Annotated in this window: 19 protein-coding genes; 15 read left to right on the top strand and 4 right to left on the bottom strand. The window is 64.5% G+C overall.

Features of this window, described 5'->3' with window-relative positions:
• Window positions 1-11: 11 nt before the first annotated feature.
• Both DNK34_RS09460 and DNK34_RS09455 read left to right on the top strand, forming a co-directional pair.
• Window positions 12-608, top strand: coding sequence for a LemA family protein (locus DNK34_RS09460; RefSeq protein WP_131173828.1), 597 nt, complete (start codon window positions 12-14; stop codon window positions 606-608).
• A 15-nt stretch (window positions 609-623) separates the two neighbouring features.
• The gene (locus DNK34_RS09455) at window positions 624-2,525 is read left to right on the top strand and encodes a M48 family metallopeptidase (RefSeq protein WP_131173829.1); all 1,902 of its coding nucleotides are present in this window, start codon (window positions 624-626) and stop codon (window positions 2,523-2,525) included.
• Window positions 2,526-2,598: 73 nt separating this feature from the next.
• Here DNK34_RS09455 and DNK34_RS09450 read toward each other — a convergent pair whose 3' ends face one another.
• Window positions 2,599-3,318 carry a UTRA domain-containing protein gene (locus DNK34_RS09450; RefSeq protein ID WP_131173830.1) on the bottom strand — a complete coding sequence of 240 codons (720 nt, stop codon included), beginning with the start codon at window positions 3,316-3,318 and terminating at the stop codon, window positions 2,599-2,601.
• Between the two features lie 314 nt (window positions 3,319-3,632).
• On the opposite strand from DNK34_RS09450, the gene DNK34_RS09445 reads away from it, so the two are divergent.
• The 10 genes from DNK34_RS09445 to DNK34_RS09400 all read left to right on the top strand — a co-directional run bounded on the left by DNK34_RS09445 (window position 3,633) and on the right by DNK34_RS09400 (window position 11,015).
• Window positions 3,633-4,691, top strand: coding sequence for an ABC transporter substrate-binding protein (locus tag DNK34_RS09445; protein ID WP_131173831.1), 1,059 nt, complete (start codon window positions 3,633-3,635; stop codon window positions 4,689-4,691).
• A gap of 149 nt (window positions 4,692-4,840) precedes the next feature.
• Complete coding sequence (locus DNK34_RS09440) at window positions 4,841-5,647, top strand: alkaline phosphatase family protein (RefSeq protein ID WP_131173832.1); 807 nt, start codon at window positions 4,841-4,843, stop codon at window positions 5,645-5,647.
• The gene (locus DNK34_RS09435) at window positions 5,644-6,492 is read left to right on the top strand and encodes an ABC transporter permease (RefSeq protein WP_131173833.1); all 849 of its coding nucleotides are present in this window, start codon (window positions 5,644-5,646) and stop codon (window positions 6,490-6,492) included. The genes DNK34_RS09440 and DNK34_RS09435 overlap by 4 nt, the downstream gene beginning before the upstream one ends.
• Entirely contained in the window at window positions 6,479-7,276 is a 798-nt protein-coding gene (locus DNK34_RS09430) for an ABC transporter permease (protein ID WP_131173834.1), read from the top strand. The genes DNK34_RS09435 and DNK34_RS09430 overlap by 14 nt, the downstream gene beginning before the upstream one ends.
• Window positions 7,273-8,259, top strand: coding sequence for an ABC transporter ATP-binding protein (locus DNK34_RS09425; RefSeq protein ID WP_131173835.1), 987 nt, complete (start codon window positions 7,273-7,275; stop codon window positions 8,257-8,259). Before DNK34_RS09430 ends, DNK34_RS09425 begins: the two co-directional genes overlap by 4 nt.
• On the top strand, window positions 8,259-8,912 hold the full coding sequence (locus DNK34_RS09420) for an HAD family hydrolase (protein ID WP_131173836.1): 654 nt from the start codon (window positions 8,259-8,261) through the stop codon (window positions 8,910-8,912). Before DNK34_RS09425 ends, DNK34_RS09420 begins: the two co-directional genes overlap by 1 nt.
• Window positions 8,913-9,151: 239 nt before the next feature.
• Window positions 9,152-9,430, top strand: coding sequence for a DUF2845 domain-containing protein (locus tag DNK34_RS09415; RefSeq protein ID WP_131173837.1), 279 nt, complete (start codon window positions 9,152-9,154; stop codon window positions 9,428-9,430).
• A 300-nt stretch (window positions 9,431-9,730) separates the two neighbouring features.
• On the top strand, window positions 9,731-10,180 hold the full coding sequence (locus DNK34_RS09410) for a DUF2846 domain-containing protein (RefSeq protein ID WP_207390775.1): 450 nt from the start codon (window positions 9,731-9,733) through the stop codon (window positions 10,178-10,180).
• Between the two features lie 27 nt (window positions 10,181-10,207).
• A complete protein-coding gene (locus DNK34_RS09405) occupies window positions 10,208-10,702 on the top strand; it encodes a hypothetical protein (RefSeq protein ID WP_131173838.1) in 495 nt (164 codons plus the stop codon).
• Window positions 10,703-10,754: 52 nt separating this feature from the next.
• The gene (locus DNK34_RS09400; RefSeq protein ID WP_131173839.1) at window positions 10,755-11,015 is read left to right on the top strand and encodes a hypothetical protein; all 261 of its coding nucleotides are present in this window, start codon (window positions 10,755-10,757) and stop codon (window positions 11,013-11,015) included.
• Window positions 11,016-11,070: 55 nt separating this feature from the next.
• On the opposite strand, the gene DNK34_RS09395 is transcribed toward DNK34_RS09400, so the two are convergent.
• Together DNK34_RS09395 and pdxY are read right to left on the bottom strand one after the other, a co-directional pair.
• Window positions 11,071-11,472 carry a hypothetical protein gene (locus DNK34_RS09395; protein WP_131173840.1) on the bottom strand — a complete coding sequence of 134 codons (402 nt, stop codon included), beginning with the start codon at window positions 11,470-11,472 and terminating at the stop codon, window positions 11,071-11,073.
• Window positions 11,473-11,501: 29 nt separating this feature from the next.
• Window positions 11,502-12,377 (bottom strand): pyridoxal kinase PdxY, encoded by an 876-nt coding sequence (gene pdxY / locus DNK34_RS09390; protein WP_131173841.1) that lies wholly within the window; start codon window positions 12,375-12,377, stop codon window positions 11,502-11,504.
• A gap of 325 nt (window positions 12,378-12,702) precedes the next feature.
• Here pdxY and DNK34_RS09385 point away from each other — a divergent pair, with 325 nt between their 5' ends.
• Together DNK34_RS09385 and DNK34_RS09380 are read left to right on the top strand one after the other, a co-directional pair.
• Window positions 12,703-13,536, top strand: coding sequence for an oxidoreductase (locus DNK34_RS09385; protein ID WP_131173842.1), 834 nt, complete (start codon window positions 12,703-12,705; stop codon window positions 13,534-13,536).
• Between the two features lie 20 nt (window positions 13,537-13,556).
• Window positions 13,557-14,495 (top strand): AraC family transcriptional regulator, encoded by a 939-nt coding sequence (locus tag DNK34_RS09380; RefSeq protein ID WP_131173843.1) that lies wholly within the window; start codon window positions 13,557-13,559, stop codon window positions 14,493-14,495.
• Window positions 14,496-14,649: 154 nt separating this feature from the next.
• Here DNK34_RS09380 and DNK34_RS09375 read toward each other — a convergent pair whose 3' ends face one another.
• Window positions 14,650-15,048 (bottom strand): nuclear transport factor 2 family protein, encoded by a 399-nt coding sequence (locus DNK34_RS09375; protein ID WP_131173844.1) that lies wholly within the window; start codon window positions 15,046-15,048, stop codon window positions 14,650-14,652.
• Between the two features lie 187 nt (window positions 15,049-15,235).
• On the opposite strand from DNK34_RS09375, the gene DNK34_RS09370 reads away from it, so the two are divergent.
• The gene (locus tag DNK34_RS09370; RefSeq protein ID WP_131173845.1) at window positions 15,236-16,420 is read left to right on the top strand and encodes an ABC transporter substrate-binding protein; all 1,185 of its coding nucleotides are present in this window, start codon (window positions 15,236-15,238) and stop codon (window positions 16,418-16,420) included.
• The last annotated feature ends 31 nt before the right edge of the window (window positions 16,421-16,451 follow it).

Raw genomic sequence — 16,451 nt, 5'->3', positions numbered from 1 at the left:
AGGGACACGTCATGGATATCTCCACCCTCATCATCATTGCCGTCCTGGTTGTCGCCGTTTTCTATGTGATCAGCATCTACAATCGTCTGGTCAACCTGCGCAACCGCTACCAGAACGGCTTCGCGCAGATCGAGGTGCAGCTCAAGCGCCGCTACGACCTGATCCCCAATCTGGTGGAAACCGCCAAGGCCTATCTGAGCCACGAGCGCGACACCCTGGAAGCGGTGGTCGCCGCGCGCAACGGTGCGGTCGAGAGCCTCAGGCAGGCCTCGGCGCACCCCGGCGACGCGCAGAGCATGAACCTGCTGGCCAGCGCCGAGAACGTGCTGAAGAACGCCATGGGCCGGCTCAACGTCACCGTCGAGGCCTATCCCGACCTCAAGGCGTCGCAGAACATGCAGCAACTCAGCGAGGAACTGAGCAGCACCGAGAACAAGGTCGCCTTCGCCCGCCAGGCGTACAACGATGCCGCCACCGCCTACAACACCTATCGCCAGAGCTTCCCGCCCGTGCTGCTGGCCGGTGCCTTCGGCCACGGCAGCGACGCCGCCCTGCTGGAGTTCGCCGACAGCGCGGCGATCCAGGAAGCGCCCAAGGTGTCGTTCTAAACCGCGGGTAGATCGATGGACTTCTTCGAGCAACAGGATCGGGCGCGGCGCAACAGCACCCGCCTGGTCATACTGCTACTGCTGGCCGTGGCCACGCTGATCGGCACCACCACCCTGGTCATCGCCATTGCCTGGCAGGTCTACCAGGGCGGCAACTACCGCTTCGACGCGCTCAGCGGCGAACTGCTCGGCTCGGTCGCGCTGGCGGTCGGCGGCGTGGTGATACTAGGCTGGCTGTTCAAGGCTCAGCAACTGAGCGCCGGCGGCAAGGTGGTCGCCGAGCGTCTCGGCGGACGCCTGATCAACCTCGAACCCCGTGGCCGGCACGAGCAGCGCGTGCTCAACGTGGTGGAGGAAATGGCCCTGGCCGCGGGCACCCCGGTTCCCCCCGTGTACCTGCTGGAAGAATCGTCGATCAATGCCTTCGCCGCCGGGCTGCGCCCCGAGAATGCGGTGATCGGCGTGACCCGCGGCGCCATCGAAAAGCTCAACCGCGATGAACTGCAGGGTGTCATCGCCCACGAGTTCAGCCATATCCTGCATGGCGACATGCGCCTCAATACCCGCCTGGTGGCCGTGCTGCACGGCATCCTGCTGCTGGGCCTGATCGGCGAGATGCTCCTGCGTGGCGGCGGCCACGCCCGCCACGTGCCGCGCAGCGGCCGTTCCGGCGACAAGAGCCGCGGCAGCGGCATCGCCCTGATCATGGTGCTGGGACTGGCGCTGCTGATCATCGGTTACGCCGGCACCTTCTTCGGCAACCTGATCAAGGCCGCGGTCAGCCGCCAGCGCGAATTCCTCGCCGATGCCTCGGCCGTGCAGTTCACCCGCAACCCCCAGGGCATCGCCGGCGCCCTGAAAAAGCTCGGCGGTCTCCGCGGTTCCCATATCGAAGCCAGCCACGCCGCCGAGTACAGCCACATGTACTTCGGCCAGGGCATGGCCCTGAGCCGCATGATGGCCACTCACCCGCCGCTGGAGGAACGCATTCGCCGCATCGACCCCAGCTGGGATGGCGTGGTCATGGGCGGCGAGGTCTTCGAGCGGCCGACGCCGGACCATGCGCCCGCCAGCGCCGCACAGGAGGCGGTTTCCGGCTTCAGCGCCGGTGCGGCCAGCGCCGCCATCGCCAGCATCGGCGACCCGCAGCCGCAGCACCTGAGCGAAGCCCGCGAAAGCCTGGCGCAGATCGACGACAGCCTGCGCCAGGCCGCCCACGAGCCCCATGGCGCCCTGGCCATCCTCTACGGCCTGCTGCTCGGTCGCGACCCGGCCACCCGCCAGCAACGCATGGCCTGGATGCAGGCGAACCTGGCGCCACTGCTGTCCGACAAGCTGCTGGAACTGGCTGCGGCGCTGGAACGCCTGCCCGCAGGTCGCCGCCTGCCGCTGCTGGAAATAGCCATTCCGGCACTCAAGCAACTGCCGCCCCAGGACTTCGTCACCCTCAAGCAGAACATCGGCACCCTGCTGGTCGGCACGGGCCAGCTCGACCTGATCGAATGGGCCCTGCTGCGTATCGTCGAGCGCAACCTCGGCATGCAGCGCATGCCGCAGGGCCGCCTGCCGCTGGCCGCCCTGGGCACGGAAAGCACGCTGCTGCTGGTGGCCCTGGCACGCGCCGGCAACACCTCCGAGGAAGCCGCCGCCCAGGCCTTCGAGGCGGCCTGGAGCACCCTGCCCTTCACCCCGCGGGTTTTCGCCGAGCAGGCCCGGCCCGGTGTGACCCAGCTGAACCAGGCGCTGAACCGTCTCAACCAGATGCGCCCGCTGCAGAAGCCACAGTTGCTCAAGGCCATGGCCCGCTGCATCGAACACGACGGCCGCATCAGCGCCGAAGAGGCCGAGCTGATGCGCGCCGTGGCCGACACCCTGGACTGCCCGATGCCGCCGCTGCTCGGCGAAAGCCGCGAGTGATGCCGCCTATCCAGGCACAACCAGCACTCGCGCTTGCAGCTTGTGGCTTGTGGCTTGTGGCTTGCCACTGCCCCTAATCGTCCGGCACCTCGACGCTGACGTGGATGGCATCGTGGCGCCAGAGCTCCAGGTCGCAGTCGATCAGGCGGCCGCGCTGGTCGCGGTTGACCCGGGTGATGCGCAACGCCGGGCTGCCAGTGGCCACCTTCAGGGCCGCGGCCGCCTCGCTGTGCAGCGCGGTGGGCAGCATGTCGAAGCGCACCCGGCCGTAATGCACGCCATATTCGCTGGCATACAGCTCGGTCAGCGAACGCGTCAGGTCGAAATCCAGGATGCCGGGAAAGTACTCGGGATTCAGGTAATGCTCGACATACAGCACCAGGCGCCCGTCGATGCGCCGCGCGCGGCGGATCTGGTACACGCTGGACAATCCCGACAGGCCCAGCAGCTGGCAGATGTGCGCATGGGCCGGCATCAGCCTGGCGCTGAGCACTTCGGTGGCCGGCACCCGCCCCTGCTCGGCGACCATGGCATGAAAGTGGGTCCGCACCAGCGGGTTGTACGCCACCCGCGCCGGCGACACGAACCAGCCGCGGCGTTCCTCGCGGTACACCAGGCCCTGGGCCTCCAACTGCCCCAGGGCCTCGCGCAGGGTGATGCGCGTGGTATCGAACAGCTCGCTGAGGCGGCGCTCGGCGGGCAGCTTGCCGCCGGCCGGCAGCAGGCCGTGTTCGATCTGCTCCTGCAGCGCACGACAAATGGTGGTAACGGCTCGCGGCGCTTCATTGCGCATCACGCTGACTCCTCTTGGACTAGACCAGCCCCATCTCGGGGCATGAGGCAGTCATCGGCTGACCGGAATCCTCACGGGCAAGCCTAGGCGAGCTGGATGACCGGCAGATGACAAGCTCGCTTCAAGCACGCCTCATGCCAGCAGTAATGCCGCCAATTCAGAGGCTTATCCTGGTCTACGCTTGATTGGCGGCCTGCCGGTGACAAGCCTGGATGTCCATCGCCACGCCCTCGACATAAAACTGTCATTCGCAGCGCCTACATTGGCTTGGGTCTTGCTGATCTAGACCAACCCTCAACGCAAAGGAGTTTCCGATGAAACAACTGCTACTGGCATCGCTGATGGGCAGCGCCATCGCCCTGGCCTCCCAGGCCATGGCCGCCGAGACGGATATAACTGCACTGGAACAGGCCGCGCGCAAAGAAGGCGCCGTCAACAGCGTCGGCATGCCGGACAGTTGGGCCAACTGGAAGGACACCTGGAAAGACCTGAGCGACAAGTACGGCCTCAAGCACATGGACACCGACATGAGCTCGGCCCAGGAAATCGCCAAGTTCGCCGCCGAGAAGGACAACGCCAGCGCCGATATCGGCGATGTCGGTGCCGCCTTCGGCCCCATCGCCGTGCAGCAGGGCGTGACCCAGCCGTACAAGCCGAGCACCTGGGATCAGATTCCCGAGTGGGCCAAGGATGCCGACGGCCACTGGATGCTCGCCTACACCGGCTCCATCGCCTTCATCGTCAACAAGCAGCTGGTCAAGGACGCGCCGACAAGCTGGGCCGACCTGAAGACCGGCAAATACCGCGTGGCCATCGGTGACGTCAGCGCCGCCGCCCAGGCGGTCAACGGTGTACTGGCTGCGGCCATCGCCAACGGTGGCGACGAGAAGAACATCCAGCCGGGCCTGGACTACTTCGCCGAAATCGCCGAACAAGGGCGCCTGTCGCTGGCCAACCCGACCATCCAGACCCTGGAGAAAGGCGAAGTGGAAGTGGGCATCGTCTGGGACTTCAACGGCCTCAGCTACCGCGACCAGATCGACCCGAATCGCTTCGACGTGCTGATCCCTTCCGACGGTTCGGTGATCTCCGGCTACACCACCATCATCAACAAGTACGCCAAGCACCCCAACGCCGCCAAGCTCGCGCGCGAGTACATCCTCAGCGACGCCGGGCAGATCAACCTGGCCAAGGGCAACGCCCGGCCGATCCGCGCCGAGCACCTGACCCTGCCGGCCGAGGTGCAGGCCAAGCTGCTGCCCAACGAGCAGTACGCCAAGGTCAAGCCGATCGAGGATGCCGCCGCCTGGGAAGCGACCTCGAAAACCCTGCCGCAGCTGTGGCAGGAAAACGTGATCATCAACATGGAGTGATTCACGAGGCTGCCTCCGTAGGGTGGATGACGCTCTTTTCATCCACCATTGCGATCGCAAAGTGGTGGACGGATCGGGCCGCGTAGGCAAGCGTCAGCTACGCGCTCCGATCCACCCTACCCCAATACCCTCTCAACCCAGGATCACCCATGCCGTCCAAGGTCATCCTCGTCGTTCTCGACGGCCTCAATTACGAGGTCGCCCGGCATGCACTCGGCCATCTGCAGGCCTGGTGCGCCGCAGGGCGCGCCGCCCTGTACAAGCTCGAATGCGAGCTGCCTTCGCTGTCCAGGCCGCTCTACGAATGCATCCTCACCGGCGTGACGCCGATCGACAGCGGCATCGTGCACAACAACGTGGTGCGCCTGAGCCATCAGCGCAGCGTGTTCCACTATGCCCGCGCCGCCGGGCTGAGCACCGCGGCCGCCGCCTATCACTGGATGAGCGAGCTGTACAACCGCGCGCCCTTCGTCGCCGCACGCGACCGGCATACGCACGATGCCGACCTGCCGATCCAGCATGGGCACTTCTACTATGCCGACCACTACCCGGACTCGCACCTGTTCGCCGATGCCGAGAGCCTGCGCCTCAGGCACGCGCCGGATTTCCTGCTGGTGCATCCGATGAACATCGACGACGCCGGCCACAAGCACGGCCTGAACAGCAGCCAGTACCGCAATGCGGCGCGGGCTGCCGACATCCTCCTCGCCGACTACCTGCAGGGCTGGCTGGATGCCGGCTACCAGGTGCTGGTAACCGCCGATCATGGCATGAACGACGACCGCTCGCACAACGGCCTGCTGGCCGAGGAGCGCGAGGTGCCGCTGTTCGTGCTGGGCGATGCCTTCAGCCTCGATGAGACAGCGACACCGAAGCAGCTGGAGCTGTGCGGCACGATCTGCGAGCTGCTCGGCGTGGCCCATGACAAACCTTCGTGCCGGGAGTTGTTGCAATGAGTACCACCCGCAAACCGCGGGGCAAATGGCTGGCGCTGCTGTGCCTGCTGCCCTTCGCGGTGTTCTTCATCGCCTTCCAGATAGCCCCGCTGGTATGGGTGGCGCTCAACAGCCTGAACACGCCGCAAGGCTGGGGCCTGGGCAATTTCGAACGGGCCTTTTCCTCGAAATTCTATATGCAGGCGGTCAAGCACAGCCTGCAGATCGCCTTCTGGTCGAGCCTGTTCGGCATGCTCATCGCCATTCTCGGCAGCTACTCGCTGCGCCAGGTGGACTCGAAGCTGCGCGACTTCGTCATCGCCTTTTCCAACATGACCAGCAACTTCGCCGGCGTGCCGCTGGCCTTCGCCTTCATCATCCTGCTCGGCTTCAACGGCGCACTGACCCTGTTGCTGATCCAGGCCGGACTGATCGAGAGCTTCAACCTGTACTCGAAGAATGGCCTGATCGTGCTCTACACCTACTTCCAGATTCCCCTCGGCGTACTCCTGCTGTACCCGGCCTTCGACGCCCTGCGTCAGGACTGGCGCGAGTCGGCGGCGCTGCTGGGGGCCAACACCTGGGACTTCTGGCGGCATATCGGCCTGCCGGTGCTGACCCCGGCGCTGCTCGGCACCTTCGTCATCCTGCTGGCCAATGCCCTGGGCGCCTACGCCACCGTCTACTACCTGACCACCGGCAACTTCAACGTGCTGCCGATCCGTATCGCGGCGATGATCTCCGGGGATATCTCCCTCGACCCGAACATGGCCAGCGCCCTGGCGATGATCCTGGTCGGTCTGATGGCGGCGATCACCCTCGTCCATCAGTTGCTGCTGAGGAGGAGCTACCATGTCTCGCGCTGACGCCCCAGCCGCCAGCCTCTACCACCGCGCGGTGGTCTGGCTGCTGTTCCTGATCCTGCTGCTGCCGCTGGCCGGCACCCTGCTCTACTCCCTGGCCACCAGTTGGTCGGCGACCATCCTGCCGGACGGCCTGACCTTCAAGTGGTACCTGGCGCTGTGGAGCGAGCCGCGCTTTCTCGCCGCCTTCGGCCAGTCGCTGCTGGTCTGCTTCGGCGCCCTGGCGCTGTCGGTGCTGCTGATCCTGCCGCTGCTGTTCGTCGTGCATTACCACTTCCCCCGGCTCGACGCGGTGATGAACGTGCTGATCCTGCTGCCGTTCGCCGTGCCGCCGGTGGTCTCCGCCGTGGGCCTGTTGCAGTTGTACGGCTCCGGCCCCCTGGCCATGGTCGGCACGCCATGGATCCTGATCGGCTGCTACTTCACCATCGCCCTGCCGTTCATGTACCGGGCCATCACCAACAACCTGCAGGCGATCAACCTGCGCGACCTGATGGATGCCGCCCACCTGCTCGGCGCCAGCACCTGGAAAGCCGCCTTCCTGGTGATCCTGCCCAACCTGCGCAAGGGCCTGATGGTGTCGCTGTTCCTCTCCTTCAGCTTTCTGTTCGGCGAGTTCGTCTTCGCCAACCTGCTGGTCGGCACCCGCTATGAAACCCTGCAGGTCTACCTCAACAACATGAAGAACAGCAGCGGCCACTTCAACAGCGCCCTGGTGATCTCCTACTTCTTCTTCGTCCTGGTGTTCACCTGGGCGGCCAATCGACTGAACAGGGACAAGGCATGAGCTTCCTGAGCATCCAGAACCTGCACAAACGCTACGGCACCACCGCGATCTTCAGCGACATCGACGCCGAGATCGAACAGGGCGAATTCATCACCCTGCTCGGCCCTTCCGGCTGCGGCAAGTCCACCCTGCTGCGCTGCATCGCCGGCCTCACCGAGGTCAACGGCGGCAGGATACTGCTCGGCGGTGAAGACCTGGTGCCGCTGCCGCCGCAGAAGCGCGGCATCGGCATGGTGTTCCAGAGCTACGCCCTGTTCCCCAACATGACCGCGGCGCAGAACGTCGCCTTCGGCCTGCGCATGCAGAAGATCGACAAGGACGAAGCGGCCCAGCGTGTGCAGGACGCCCTGGCCATGGTCGAACTCGGCGACTACGCCAGCCGCTACCCGCACCAGCTCTCCGGCGGCCAGTGCCAGCGCGTGGCCCTGGCCCGCTCGCTGGTCACCCGCCCGCGCCTGCTGCTGCTCGACGAGCCGCTGTCGGCCCTGGATGCGCGCATCCGCCGGCACCTGCGCGAACAGATCCGCGGCATCCAGCAGGAACTCGGCCTGACCACCCTGTTCGTCACCCACGATCAGGAAGAAGCGCTGGTCATGAGCGACCGCATCTTCCTGATGAATGCCGGCCAGATCGTCCAGAGCGGCGACGCGGAAACCCTCTACACCGCGCCGGTCGACGCCTTCGCCGCCGGCTTCATCGGCAACTACAACCTGCTCGACGCCGACACCGCCAGCCGCCTGCTCGGCTACCCGGTCGGCGGCCAGGTGGCCATCCGCCCGGAAGCCATCGTGCTCGGCCAGGGCAACATCACGGCGCGGATTCGCAGTCACAGCCTGCTCGGTAATATCATCCGCTACCGGGTCGAAGCCGAAGGCGTGGAACTGCTGGTCGACGTGCTCAACCGCAGCGCCGACGACCTGCACGTCGACGGCCACCCGATCTCATTGGATATCGCGGCGAGCGCCGTGCGGGAGGTGGCCTGATGGCCCTGGCGATCTTCGACCTCGACGAAACCCTGATCGACGGCGACTGCTCCAGCCTGTGGAGCGCGGAAATGGCCAAGCTCGGCTGGGTCGACGGCGACGCCTTCCTGCGCCGGGACAGCGAACTGATGGCGCTCTACGCCGAAGGCAAGCTGGCCATGGAGGACTACATGACCTTCAGCCTCTCGCCCCTGGTGGGACGCACCGCCGAGGAAGTGGCCTTCGTCGTCGAGCCCTATGTGGAGGACGTCATCGAACCGGTGCTGTTCAGCGATGCCACCCGCTGCCTGGCCACCCACCGGGCCGCCGGCGATCGCATCCTGATCATCTCCGCCTCGGCCCACTTCCTGGTCAGCGCCATCGCCGCGCGGCTCAAGGTCGAGGATGTGCTGGCCATCGACCTGCACGAAGAACACGGCCATTACAGCGGCAGGACCCGGGGCGTGCTCACCTACCGTGAAGGCAAGGTCGCGCGCCTGCACAGCTGGCTCGAAGAGCACGGCGAGAGCCTGGAGGGCGCCTACTTCTACTCCGATTCGCGCAACGACCTGCCGCTGCTGCAACGGGTCGACAACCCCCGCGCGGTCAACCCCGATCCGGTGCTGCGCGAACATGCCGAACGGGAGGGCTGGCCGATTCTGAGCTGGCGCTGAGCCGTAAGCGCGTGCCGATGCCTGCGCGAGGGACCGGGCGGCGATCCGCTTCAGGCGCGAGGCCTCTTTGGACCTCGATCGCCGCTGAGGCGCCTCCCACGAAGAGCGAATCCGTCGTCGGCCAGCACGCGGCCGGCCTGCCTGCTGCGCGAACGCTGCCGGTGGGCAGGTGTCCAAGCCATGGGCACGAACCTATGGCGAGGCCGGCAATGACAGTCACCAGAAATGCTCTATGGCCAATGCTTCTGCTGCTTCTGATCAGCACCCCGAGCCTGGCGTCGATGCGCTGCGGCACCGCGCTGGTCACCCTCGACGATACGCTGGAACAGGTTCAGGAAAAATGTGGCGATCCCGAACAGCGCCGGATCAATCCACCGGCGTTACGCCCGAATGGCGTTCCCCGTTTCAATGCCGCCGAAGTGCAGCACTGGGTCTACGGCCCCCATAACGGCGCCTACCGGCACCTGCGCTTCATAGACGGCAAGCTCGTCGATATCCGCACCGAGCGAGCGCGCTAACCCGGCGAATCGGCGGCGCACCTGGCACGATGCGGCCACTGGCCAGAACCCTGGCTGCTGGCCTCAACCGAAACGCCGACCAGACGATACTGCGCAGGCGCCCATGATCGCGGTTTCTGCGGGGCGATGTCCCATCTGCGAACCCCTTCTCGGCAGGCTCCGCGATTTTTCACGATCATTGCGCTCCGTGTATTGGCACACAGCCACTACGCGAAACCTGTCGTCTCCGCCAGGGATGCGAACCACGCGTATCCCCGGGAGCGGCACTTCTTGCTACTTGACAGAACAAGGACAGTCACCGTGTTTAAACAACTCATGCTTGGCGCCGCACTTATCTCGTCGCTGGTTTTGGGCGGATGCGCCTCTGTACCCATGGGCTCGGCCGAGCAGGACGCCGAACTGAAACAGTTCTCGGCCCCCGCAGCGGACAAGGCCGGCCTCTATATCTATCGCAACAGCTTTGCCGGCAAGGCGCTGAAGAAAACCGTATCGCTGAATGGCAAGGTCGTTGGCGAAACCGCCAACAAGGTGTACTTCTACCAGGAAGTCGCACCAGGCCAGCACGTCATTTCGACCGAATCCGAGTTCGGCGACAATAGCGTGACCTTCCAGGCCGTGGGCGGGAAGAACTACTTCGCCCGGCAATACATCAAGATGGGCGTACTCGTAGGCGGTGCCGGCATCGAAATGGTGGATGAAGCGACAGGCATGAAAGAGGTTCGCCAATCCAGCCTGGCACAAGCGCAGTAAACCTGCGAGCCTCTCCCCGAGGCGGCGATGGGCATGCAAGTATCGCCGCCTTTTTCCTGCGAAGCGGTCGCCTGCTGGATCATATGCAGGCCTGGCAACCTCGCCCATGAACCGAGCCGATACGCACCGTTGCACATGAGAACGATCTCGGTACGCTCGCCAGCCATGCTGCTGGCTATCAACGCAGTATTCGTCAGCGTGGTGCAATTGCGTCTGCATGAAGCCGCGATCGCCATGTCACAGGCGCTATCGGATGGCCTGCAGACCGACCTGCTCCTGAAGATAATCACCACGGTCGCCCTGCACGTAGCGCTGCTTTCCCTGATCCCGATGACACTGAGCTTTTTCGGGTGGCGCAAAACCAGCTACATGAGCCTGCTCATCCTGCTGGCCATGTATGTGGAATTCGCGTCCGGCATCGAGCTGACAGGTTTCGCCATCACACTGGTGCTCCTCGCCATCCTGGCCTGGTTCGCGGTGTCGAAGGCACGCGATCTTTACCATTATCTACGCCGGCAATAGCCATCGGCCAACGCATTTCGCGACTGTCTACCAACCCTCAAGGACGAACACGATGAAACGCTATCTACTCCTGCTGCCCCTTCTCGCCGCCGGCCTGGCGGGCTGCATGACCCTCTCCGGTACCTATGCCCTTTCGCTGCACAGTGCCGATGGCAAGCCGCTGACCCAGAACATGCGGATGGTCGCCCAGGGCAGCGGGATATACGGCATGCGCAACGCCATGTGCGCGGCTCACCCGAGCGCCGTCGTCACCATCACGGACCTCGAGAGTGGTGAAGAGCTGAAAAGCGAAAGCCCCTACCAGTGCCACTGAGCGAAGGCATGCCCGAGCGCGGCATAGTGCTCGGATGCACAGGGTGGCTAGCGCCTCACCTGACCGTGATGCGGTAAGCCACCGCACGTCGCTCCCGGCCATCCGGAAACGAGGCGAAGATCACGTCCTCCTCTCCCGGCGTGGCGCCGGCCTGGTAGACGTAACGGTCGATGCGCGCCCTCTCGCCGTCGACCTGGTACTCGCGGCTGAAATGGCCGTAGCGGTCGGCGCTGAGCATACCGAGCTTCTCCACCGGCAACCATAAGGTGCGCCGTACCTGCCAGCCCTGCTCGCTGGCCTGGTCGAGGATCACGCAACGTTCGCCCGGCGCGACACGCACCGGGATCACGTAATTGCCATGGGTGGCGTCGCGAAAGGCCGCCGCGGTGTCGACCTCGCAGGCGACGGCTCGCGAGGCGGCCAGCAGCAGGCCGAGCAACCATCCGTTGATGCGCATGAATCTTCTCCCCCTCGGTCGGTCGCGGCCTATAGCGCCAGCGCGCTCGCCGTATAACGTTTCTGCGGTGCGACGATCTGTTCCTGCGCCGCCACCAGCGGCAGGTCGCGAGAGCCCTCGGCTGTCGCCGCGACCAGCGCATAGAGCGTGGCGGTGGCCAGTTCCAGGGCCTGGGGCAGCGCCAGGCCGCCGAGCAGGCGCGCGAGCAACGTGGCCGAGAACACGTCGCCCATGCCATTGGGCAAGGGATGCAGCGTCAGGCGCGGCGTGCTCACCAGCCAGGCGCCCTGGCCATCGACCGCCAGGGTGCCGAGCTGGTCGCCGGGAATGTCCGGGGTGGCCAGGCTGGTGATGACCACCACGTCCGGGCCACGGCCACGCAGTTGCCGCGCCGTGCGCACGGCCTCGTCGACACTGTCGAGCTTGGCGCCGGTGAGCAGCTCGAATTCGAACTGGTTGGGCGTGATGATGTTGGCGCAGGGAATCGCCAGGTTGCGCAGGAAGTCGGGAATGGCCGGATTGACGAAAACGCCACGGCCGACGTCGCCCATCACCGGGTCGCAGAGGTAGCGCACGGCTGGATTGTCGCGGCGGATCTCATCGACCGCTTCGAGGATCACGCCACCGGTGCCGGCATCGCCCAGATACCCCGAGAGCACCGCCGTCACGCGCGACAGTGCGGCGCGCTCGCGCAGGCCGGTGAGCACATCGCGGATATGCTCGGCACCGAACACCAGGCCGCGAAACTGGCCATAGCCGGTATGGTTGGAGAACTGCACCGTGTGCACCGGCAGCACCTCGAAACCCAGGCGCTGCAGCGGGAACACGGCGGCGTCGTTGCCTACATGGCCAAGGGCGACGTGAGACTGGATGGAGAGAACGAGGGGCACAATGGAGGCGCTCATGGGGACGATGGATTCCTGTCGTGGGCGGCGCGAAGCCAGTGACGGCATTATTCGCCAATTCTCCCCCTGGATACCATGTCGCACACACACGACCGAGCGATCCTCGACAAACATGGCAAGCGCAGCCTCCCGTACAAGGTGCCTGGCAAGACCGAGCATCCGTACCGCTGATCAAGCCTAAGCCTCTGCCCAACACGCCTTGCCAGGGTCCGCAACCCCAATTGGCTGTGATAGGAATAGGCAATGCTCGAAGACGAACCGGCATGGGTACCCGGGTTTTCGATAGCTACCATGGCGACTCATCTCCACTTACCTGGGGGCCACCATGAACAGCAGAAAAACCCTATTCATCACGGGGGTGAGCAGCGGCTTCGGCAATGCCCTGGTGCAGGAAGCGCTCGCTGCGGGCCATCGCGTCATAGGTACCGTGCGTAACGAAGCGGCCTTGCAGGCCTTTCAGGCACTCTCGGTGGAGCATGCCCATGGGGTGATCCTGGATGTCACTGACTTCGCCCGTATCGACGGTGTGGTTGCTGCCATCGAGGCAACCCACGACCCCGTCGATGTGCTGGTCAACAACGCCGGCTATGGCCATGAGGGCATCCTCGAGGAGTCGCCACTGGAGGATATGCGTCGCCAGTTCGACGTCAATGTGTTCGGCGCGGTGGCGGTGATCAAGGCTTTTCTGCCTTATTTCCGCAAGCGTCGTGCCGGGCACATCCTCAATATCACCTCCATGGGCGGCACCATCACGATGCCGGGTATCGCCTACTACTGTGGCAGCAAGTTTGCTCTCGAAGGTATCTCCGATACGCTGAGCAAAGAGCTGCAACCTTTCAACATCTTCGTGACGGCAGTGGCGCCCGGTTCGTTTCGCACCGACTGGGCCGGTCGTTCGATGCAGCGCACGCCACGCAGTATTGCCGACTATGACGCCAGCTTCGATCCGGTGCGCAAAGCGCGTGAAGAAAAGAGCGGCAAACAGCTCGGCAACCCGCAAAAGGCAGCGCAAGCGATGTTGCAGGTCATTGCCAGCCCTACGCCGCCTGCACACTTGCTCCTGGGCAGCGATGCACTGAGCCTGGTGCGTGACAAACTGAGTCGTGCAGCCAGTGAGATCGATCAATGGGAAGCACTGAGCCGTTCGACCGATGGTTGAGCGGCAAGCAGGGGACGTCAATGACTCAGGCCGCTTCACACACCTCGCGCATGGTGCGCCTGATGGAAAAGCTCGCGCCAGCCGAGGGCTACAATCCCAGCGCCCTGGAGGACATCCGTTTTTTGCGCTCGAACCGGCCACTGACCCGTACGCCGGTTTTGTATGATCCCGGTATCGTGATCCTGTGCCAGGGGCGCAAGCGCGGCTATCTCGGGGATGACGTCTACGTTTATGACGCCCAGCACTACCTGGTGGTGTCCGTCCCCGTTCCTTTCACCATGGAGACCGATGCCAGCGAGGCTGAGCCCATGCTGGCGGTCTACATGCGCCTGGACTTGCAGCTGGCCAGCGAGTTGATGCTGCAAGTGGATGAAGCTTTCGGGCCAAGTGATGCCCGGCCCAAGGGCATGTATGCCTCGCCAATGGACGATTTGCTGGGCGCCTCGACGCTGCGTTTTCTTGAGGCGATGAGCAATCCGGTCGACGCGCACATACTCGGGCCGTCGCTGGTTCGGGAAATCTACTACCGCATCCTGACCGGCGAACAGGGTGGCTCGATGCGCGCCGCGCTCGCTCACCAGGGTCACTTCGGCAAGATCACCCGCGCGATCCGCAAGATCCACGGTTGCTACCAGGAGCGCCTGGACGTCGAGTCCCTGGCACAGGAAGCCAGCATGAGCGTGCCCAGCTTTCACCTGCACTTTCGCAGCGTGACGAACTCCTCGCCGATGCAATACCTGAAGTCGACGCGCTTGCATCAGGCGCGATTACTGATGCTGCGCAATGCCATGAGCGCTTCGACGGCGGCGTTCAATGTAGGCTACGAAAGCGCCTCGCAATTCAGCCGCGAGTTCAAACGCTTATTTGGCCGAACGCCCCATGCGGAGATCGAATGGATGAAGGCGACGTACGCATTGCCTGCGCCGTCCACGCCATCGATGTACGTCTCCTCGCATTAGCGAGAAGACGCCACCCAGGCCAGGCAAACCTTTGCACCCGCTCAAGTCGACCGTCCCTGGGCAGCCGCTCAGGCACAGCTTCAAGGGCGGCGATCATGCTCCTCGCACGTATCCTTCCACGTCGTACCGGCAATCGTGTGCGGCGTCCCTCTTCTCAGGCCTTGGCGATGTCCGGACTCAGCAGCCATTCGGCACTGTCGTTCCAGACGTCCATGCGGGTGATCTTGCCGCCGCGCACTTCGAAGCGATCCAGATAGCGGTTACCGGAAAAACTGCGGCCGTCCGGCCATTCGCCATACAGCGTGCCATTGGAATAGACGACGGTGTGGTCGTCGCGCTCGGTCCAGTCGAACTGACCGAGGGCCTTTTTCACCCAGGCGTAGCGCGCGCCGTTGAATGCGGTGATGTCCTGTGGCGTGGGCATGTGGCGGCCACCGGTGAAGGTGATGCGCACCTCGTCACTCATGTACGTGGCGGCCTTGACGGGATCAGGCGCCATTGACGCTGCCAGAAAATCGCTAACAATCCGGACCGCCTTGTTCATCTCGTTCATACCCTGTTCTCCCATTCGTTGATCGTCTGAAGGCACTCACCGTGCCTGCATGTGGTGCGGCATGCACGCTATTCGTGCACGTTTCATGCAACCGGCCCGGAAAAACCGCGCAAACCGCAGTCTGCACGTTATGGCACCAGGCTTGCTAGCAAATTACTTACAAATGCTAGCAATCAGGAGACCAACCATGCGCACCCTGTTATCCCCACTACGCTGCCTGCTGCCAGGCGCGGCGGTCGTCGCCTGCCTCGGCATGGCACTGAGCGCGGCGGCGCACGCCGAAGAGCCGATCAAGGTCGGCCTGGTCGCCGCCCTGTCCGGGCAGTCGGCGAAGTCCGGCGAGGCCCTGACCCGCGGGCTCACCGTGGCCATCGACGAGATCAATACCAAGGGCGGCATCCTCGGTCGTCCGGTGCAGCTGATCCGTCGTGACGATGAAAGCAACCCGGCCAAAGGCATGCTGGCCGCCCGCGAACTGGCGCAGCGGGAAAAAGTCAGCGTGCTGTTCGGTGGCCTCGATACACCGGTTTCCCTGGCCATCGTGCCATTGGCCAATCAGTTGAAGGTGCCGTTCATGGGCATCTGGGCCGCTGGCACCAAGATCACCGAGAACGGCGCCAAGGACAATTACGTATTCCGCGTGTCGGCGGTGGACGAGCTGGTCGACGAAGCGCTGGTCGAGCACGGCATCAAGAAGGGCATGAAGAAGCCCGGGATGATCCTGATCAACAATCCCTGGGGCGAATCCAATGAAATCGGCTTCAAGGATGCCCTGGCCAAACGTGGCATGGACTACGCCGGCATCGAGCGCATCGAAGACAGTGACCTCGACGTGGTGCCGCAGCTCACCCGCCTGAAGAATGCCGGCACCGACACCCTGCTGATGGTCGGCAACGTCGGCCCCTCGGCCCAGGTGGTCAAGTCCCTCGATCGCATGGGCTGGGAGGTGCCGGTGGTTTCCCACTGGGGCCCGGCAGGTGGCCGCTTCAGCGAACTGGCCGGCCCCAACGCCAGCCGCGTGCACTTCATCCAGACCTACGTGTTCACCGAGCACAACAGCGCCAAGGGCGACAGCGTGCTGGCTGCCCTCAAGCAGCGCTTCCCGGAGATCAAGGGCCTGGCCGACGTGACCCCGGCAGTGGGAATCGCCAACGCCTACGACGCCATGCACCTGGCCGCCGCCGCCATCGAGAAGGCCGGCGACACCCAGGGCAGCAAGGTGCGCGATGGCTTCTATGCGATCGACCGCTACCAGGGGCTGATCAAGGACTACACCCAGCCCTTCACCCCGACCAAGCACGACGCCCTGGGCCCGGACGACTACGTCTTCACCCATTTCGTCGACGGCCGCATCGTTCCGCTCGCCCCTTGAAGCCGTGAACGGACGGGCCCTGGCGGCCCGC

The sequence above is a fragment of the Phytopseudomonas dryadis genome, assembly GCF_004327355.1.
Classification (GTDB): Bacteria; Pseudomonadota; Gammaproteobacteria; order Pseudomonadales; family Pseudomonadaceae; genus Aquipseudomonas; species Aquipseudomonas dryadis.
Note: the sequence above shows the minus strand (reverse complement) of the source record. Positions and strands in the feature narration are given on the sequence as shown.

Excerpts from the sequence above, each read along its gene's own strand:
- DNK34_RS09460 (WP_131173828.1), top strand. The coding sequence starts at position 12 with ATGGATATCTCCACCCTCATCATCATTGCCGTCCTGGTTGTCGCCGTT.
- DNK34_RS09455 (WP_131173829.1), top strand. The coding sequence starts at position 624 with ATGGACTTCTTCGAGCAACAGGATCGGGCGCGGCGCAACAGCACCCGC.
- DNK34_RS09450 (WP_131173830.1), bottom strand. The coding sequence starts at position 3,318 with ATGCGCAATGAAGCGCCGCGAGCCGTTACCACCATTTGTCGTGCGCTG.
- DNK34_RS09445 (WP_131173831.1), top strand. The coding sequence starts at position 3,633 with ATGAAACAACTGCTACTGGCATCGCTGATGGGCAGCGCCATCGCCCTG.
- DNK34_RS09440 (WP_131173832.1), top strand. The coding sequence starts at position 4,841 with ATGCCGTCCAAGGTCATCCTCGTCGTTCTCGACGGCCTCAATTACGAG.
- DNK34_RS09435 (WP_131173833.1), top strand. The coding sequence starts at position 5,644 with ATGAGTACCACCCGCAAACCGCGGGGCAAATGGCTGGCGCTGCTGTGC.
- DNK34_RS09430 (WP_131173834.1), top strand. The coding sequence starts at position 6,479 with ATGTCTCGCGCTGACGCCCCAGCCGCCAGCCTCTACCACCGCGCGGTG.
- DNK34_RS09425 (WP_131173835.1), top strand. The coding sequence starts at position 7,273 with ATGAGCTTCCTGAGCATCCAGAACCTGCACAAACGCTACGGCACCACC.
- DNK34_RS09420 (WP_131173836.1), top strand. The coding sequence starts at position 8,259 with ATGGCCCTGGCGATCTTCGACCTCGACGAAACCCTGATCGACGGCGAC.
- DNK34_RS09415 (WP_131173837.1), top strand. The coding sequence starts at position 9,152 with ATGCTTCTGCTGCTTCTGATCAGCACCCCGAGCCTGGCGTCGATGCGC.
- DNK34_RS09405 (WP_131173838.1), top strand. The coding sequence starts at position 10,208 with ATGGGCATGCAAGTATCGCCGCCTTTTTCCTGCGAAGCGGTCGCCTGC.
- DNK34_RS09400 (WP_131173839.1), top strand. The coding sequence starts at position 10,755 with ATGAAACGCTATCTACTCCTGCTGCCCCTTCTCGCCGCCGGCCTGGCG.
- DNK34_RS09395 (WP_131173840.1), bottom strand. The coding sequence starts at position 11,472 with ATGCGCATCAACGGATGGTTGCTCGGCCTGCTGCTGGCCGCCTCGCGA.
- pdxY (WP_131173841.1), bottom strand. The coding sequence starts at position 12,377 with ATGAGCGCCTCCATTGTGCCCCTCGTTCTCTCCATCCAGTCTCACGTC.
- DNK34_RS09385 (WP_131173842.1), top strand. The coding sequence starts at position 12,703 with ATGAACAGCAGAAAAACCCTATTCATCACGGGGGTGAGCAGCGGCTTC.
- DNK34_RS09380 (WP_131173843.1), top strand. The coding sequence starts at position 13,557 with ATGACTCAGGCCGCTTCACACACCTCGCGCATGGTGCGCCTGATGGAA.
- DNK34_RS09375 (WP_131173844.1), bottom strand. The coding sequence starts at position 15,048 with ATGAACGAGATGAACAAGGCGGTCCGGATTGTTAGCGATTTTCTGGCA.
- DNK34_RS09370 (WP_131173845.1), top strand. The coding sequence starts at position 15,236 with ATGCGCACCCTGTTATCCCCACTACGCTGCCTGCTGCCAGGCGCGGCG.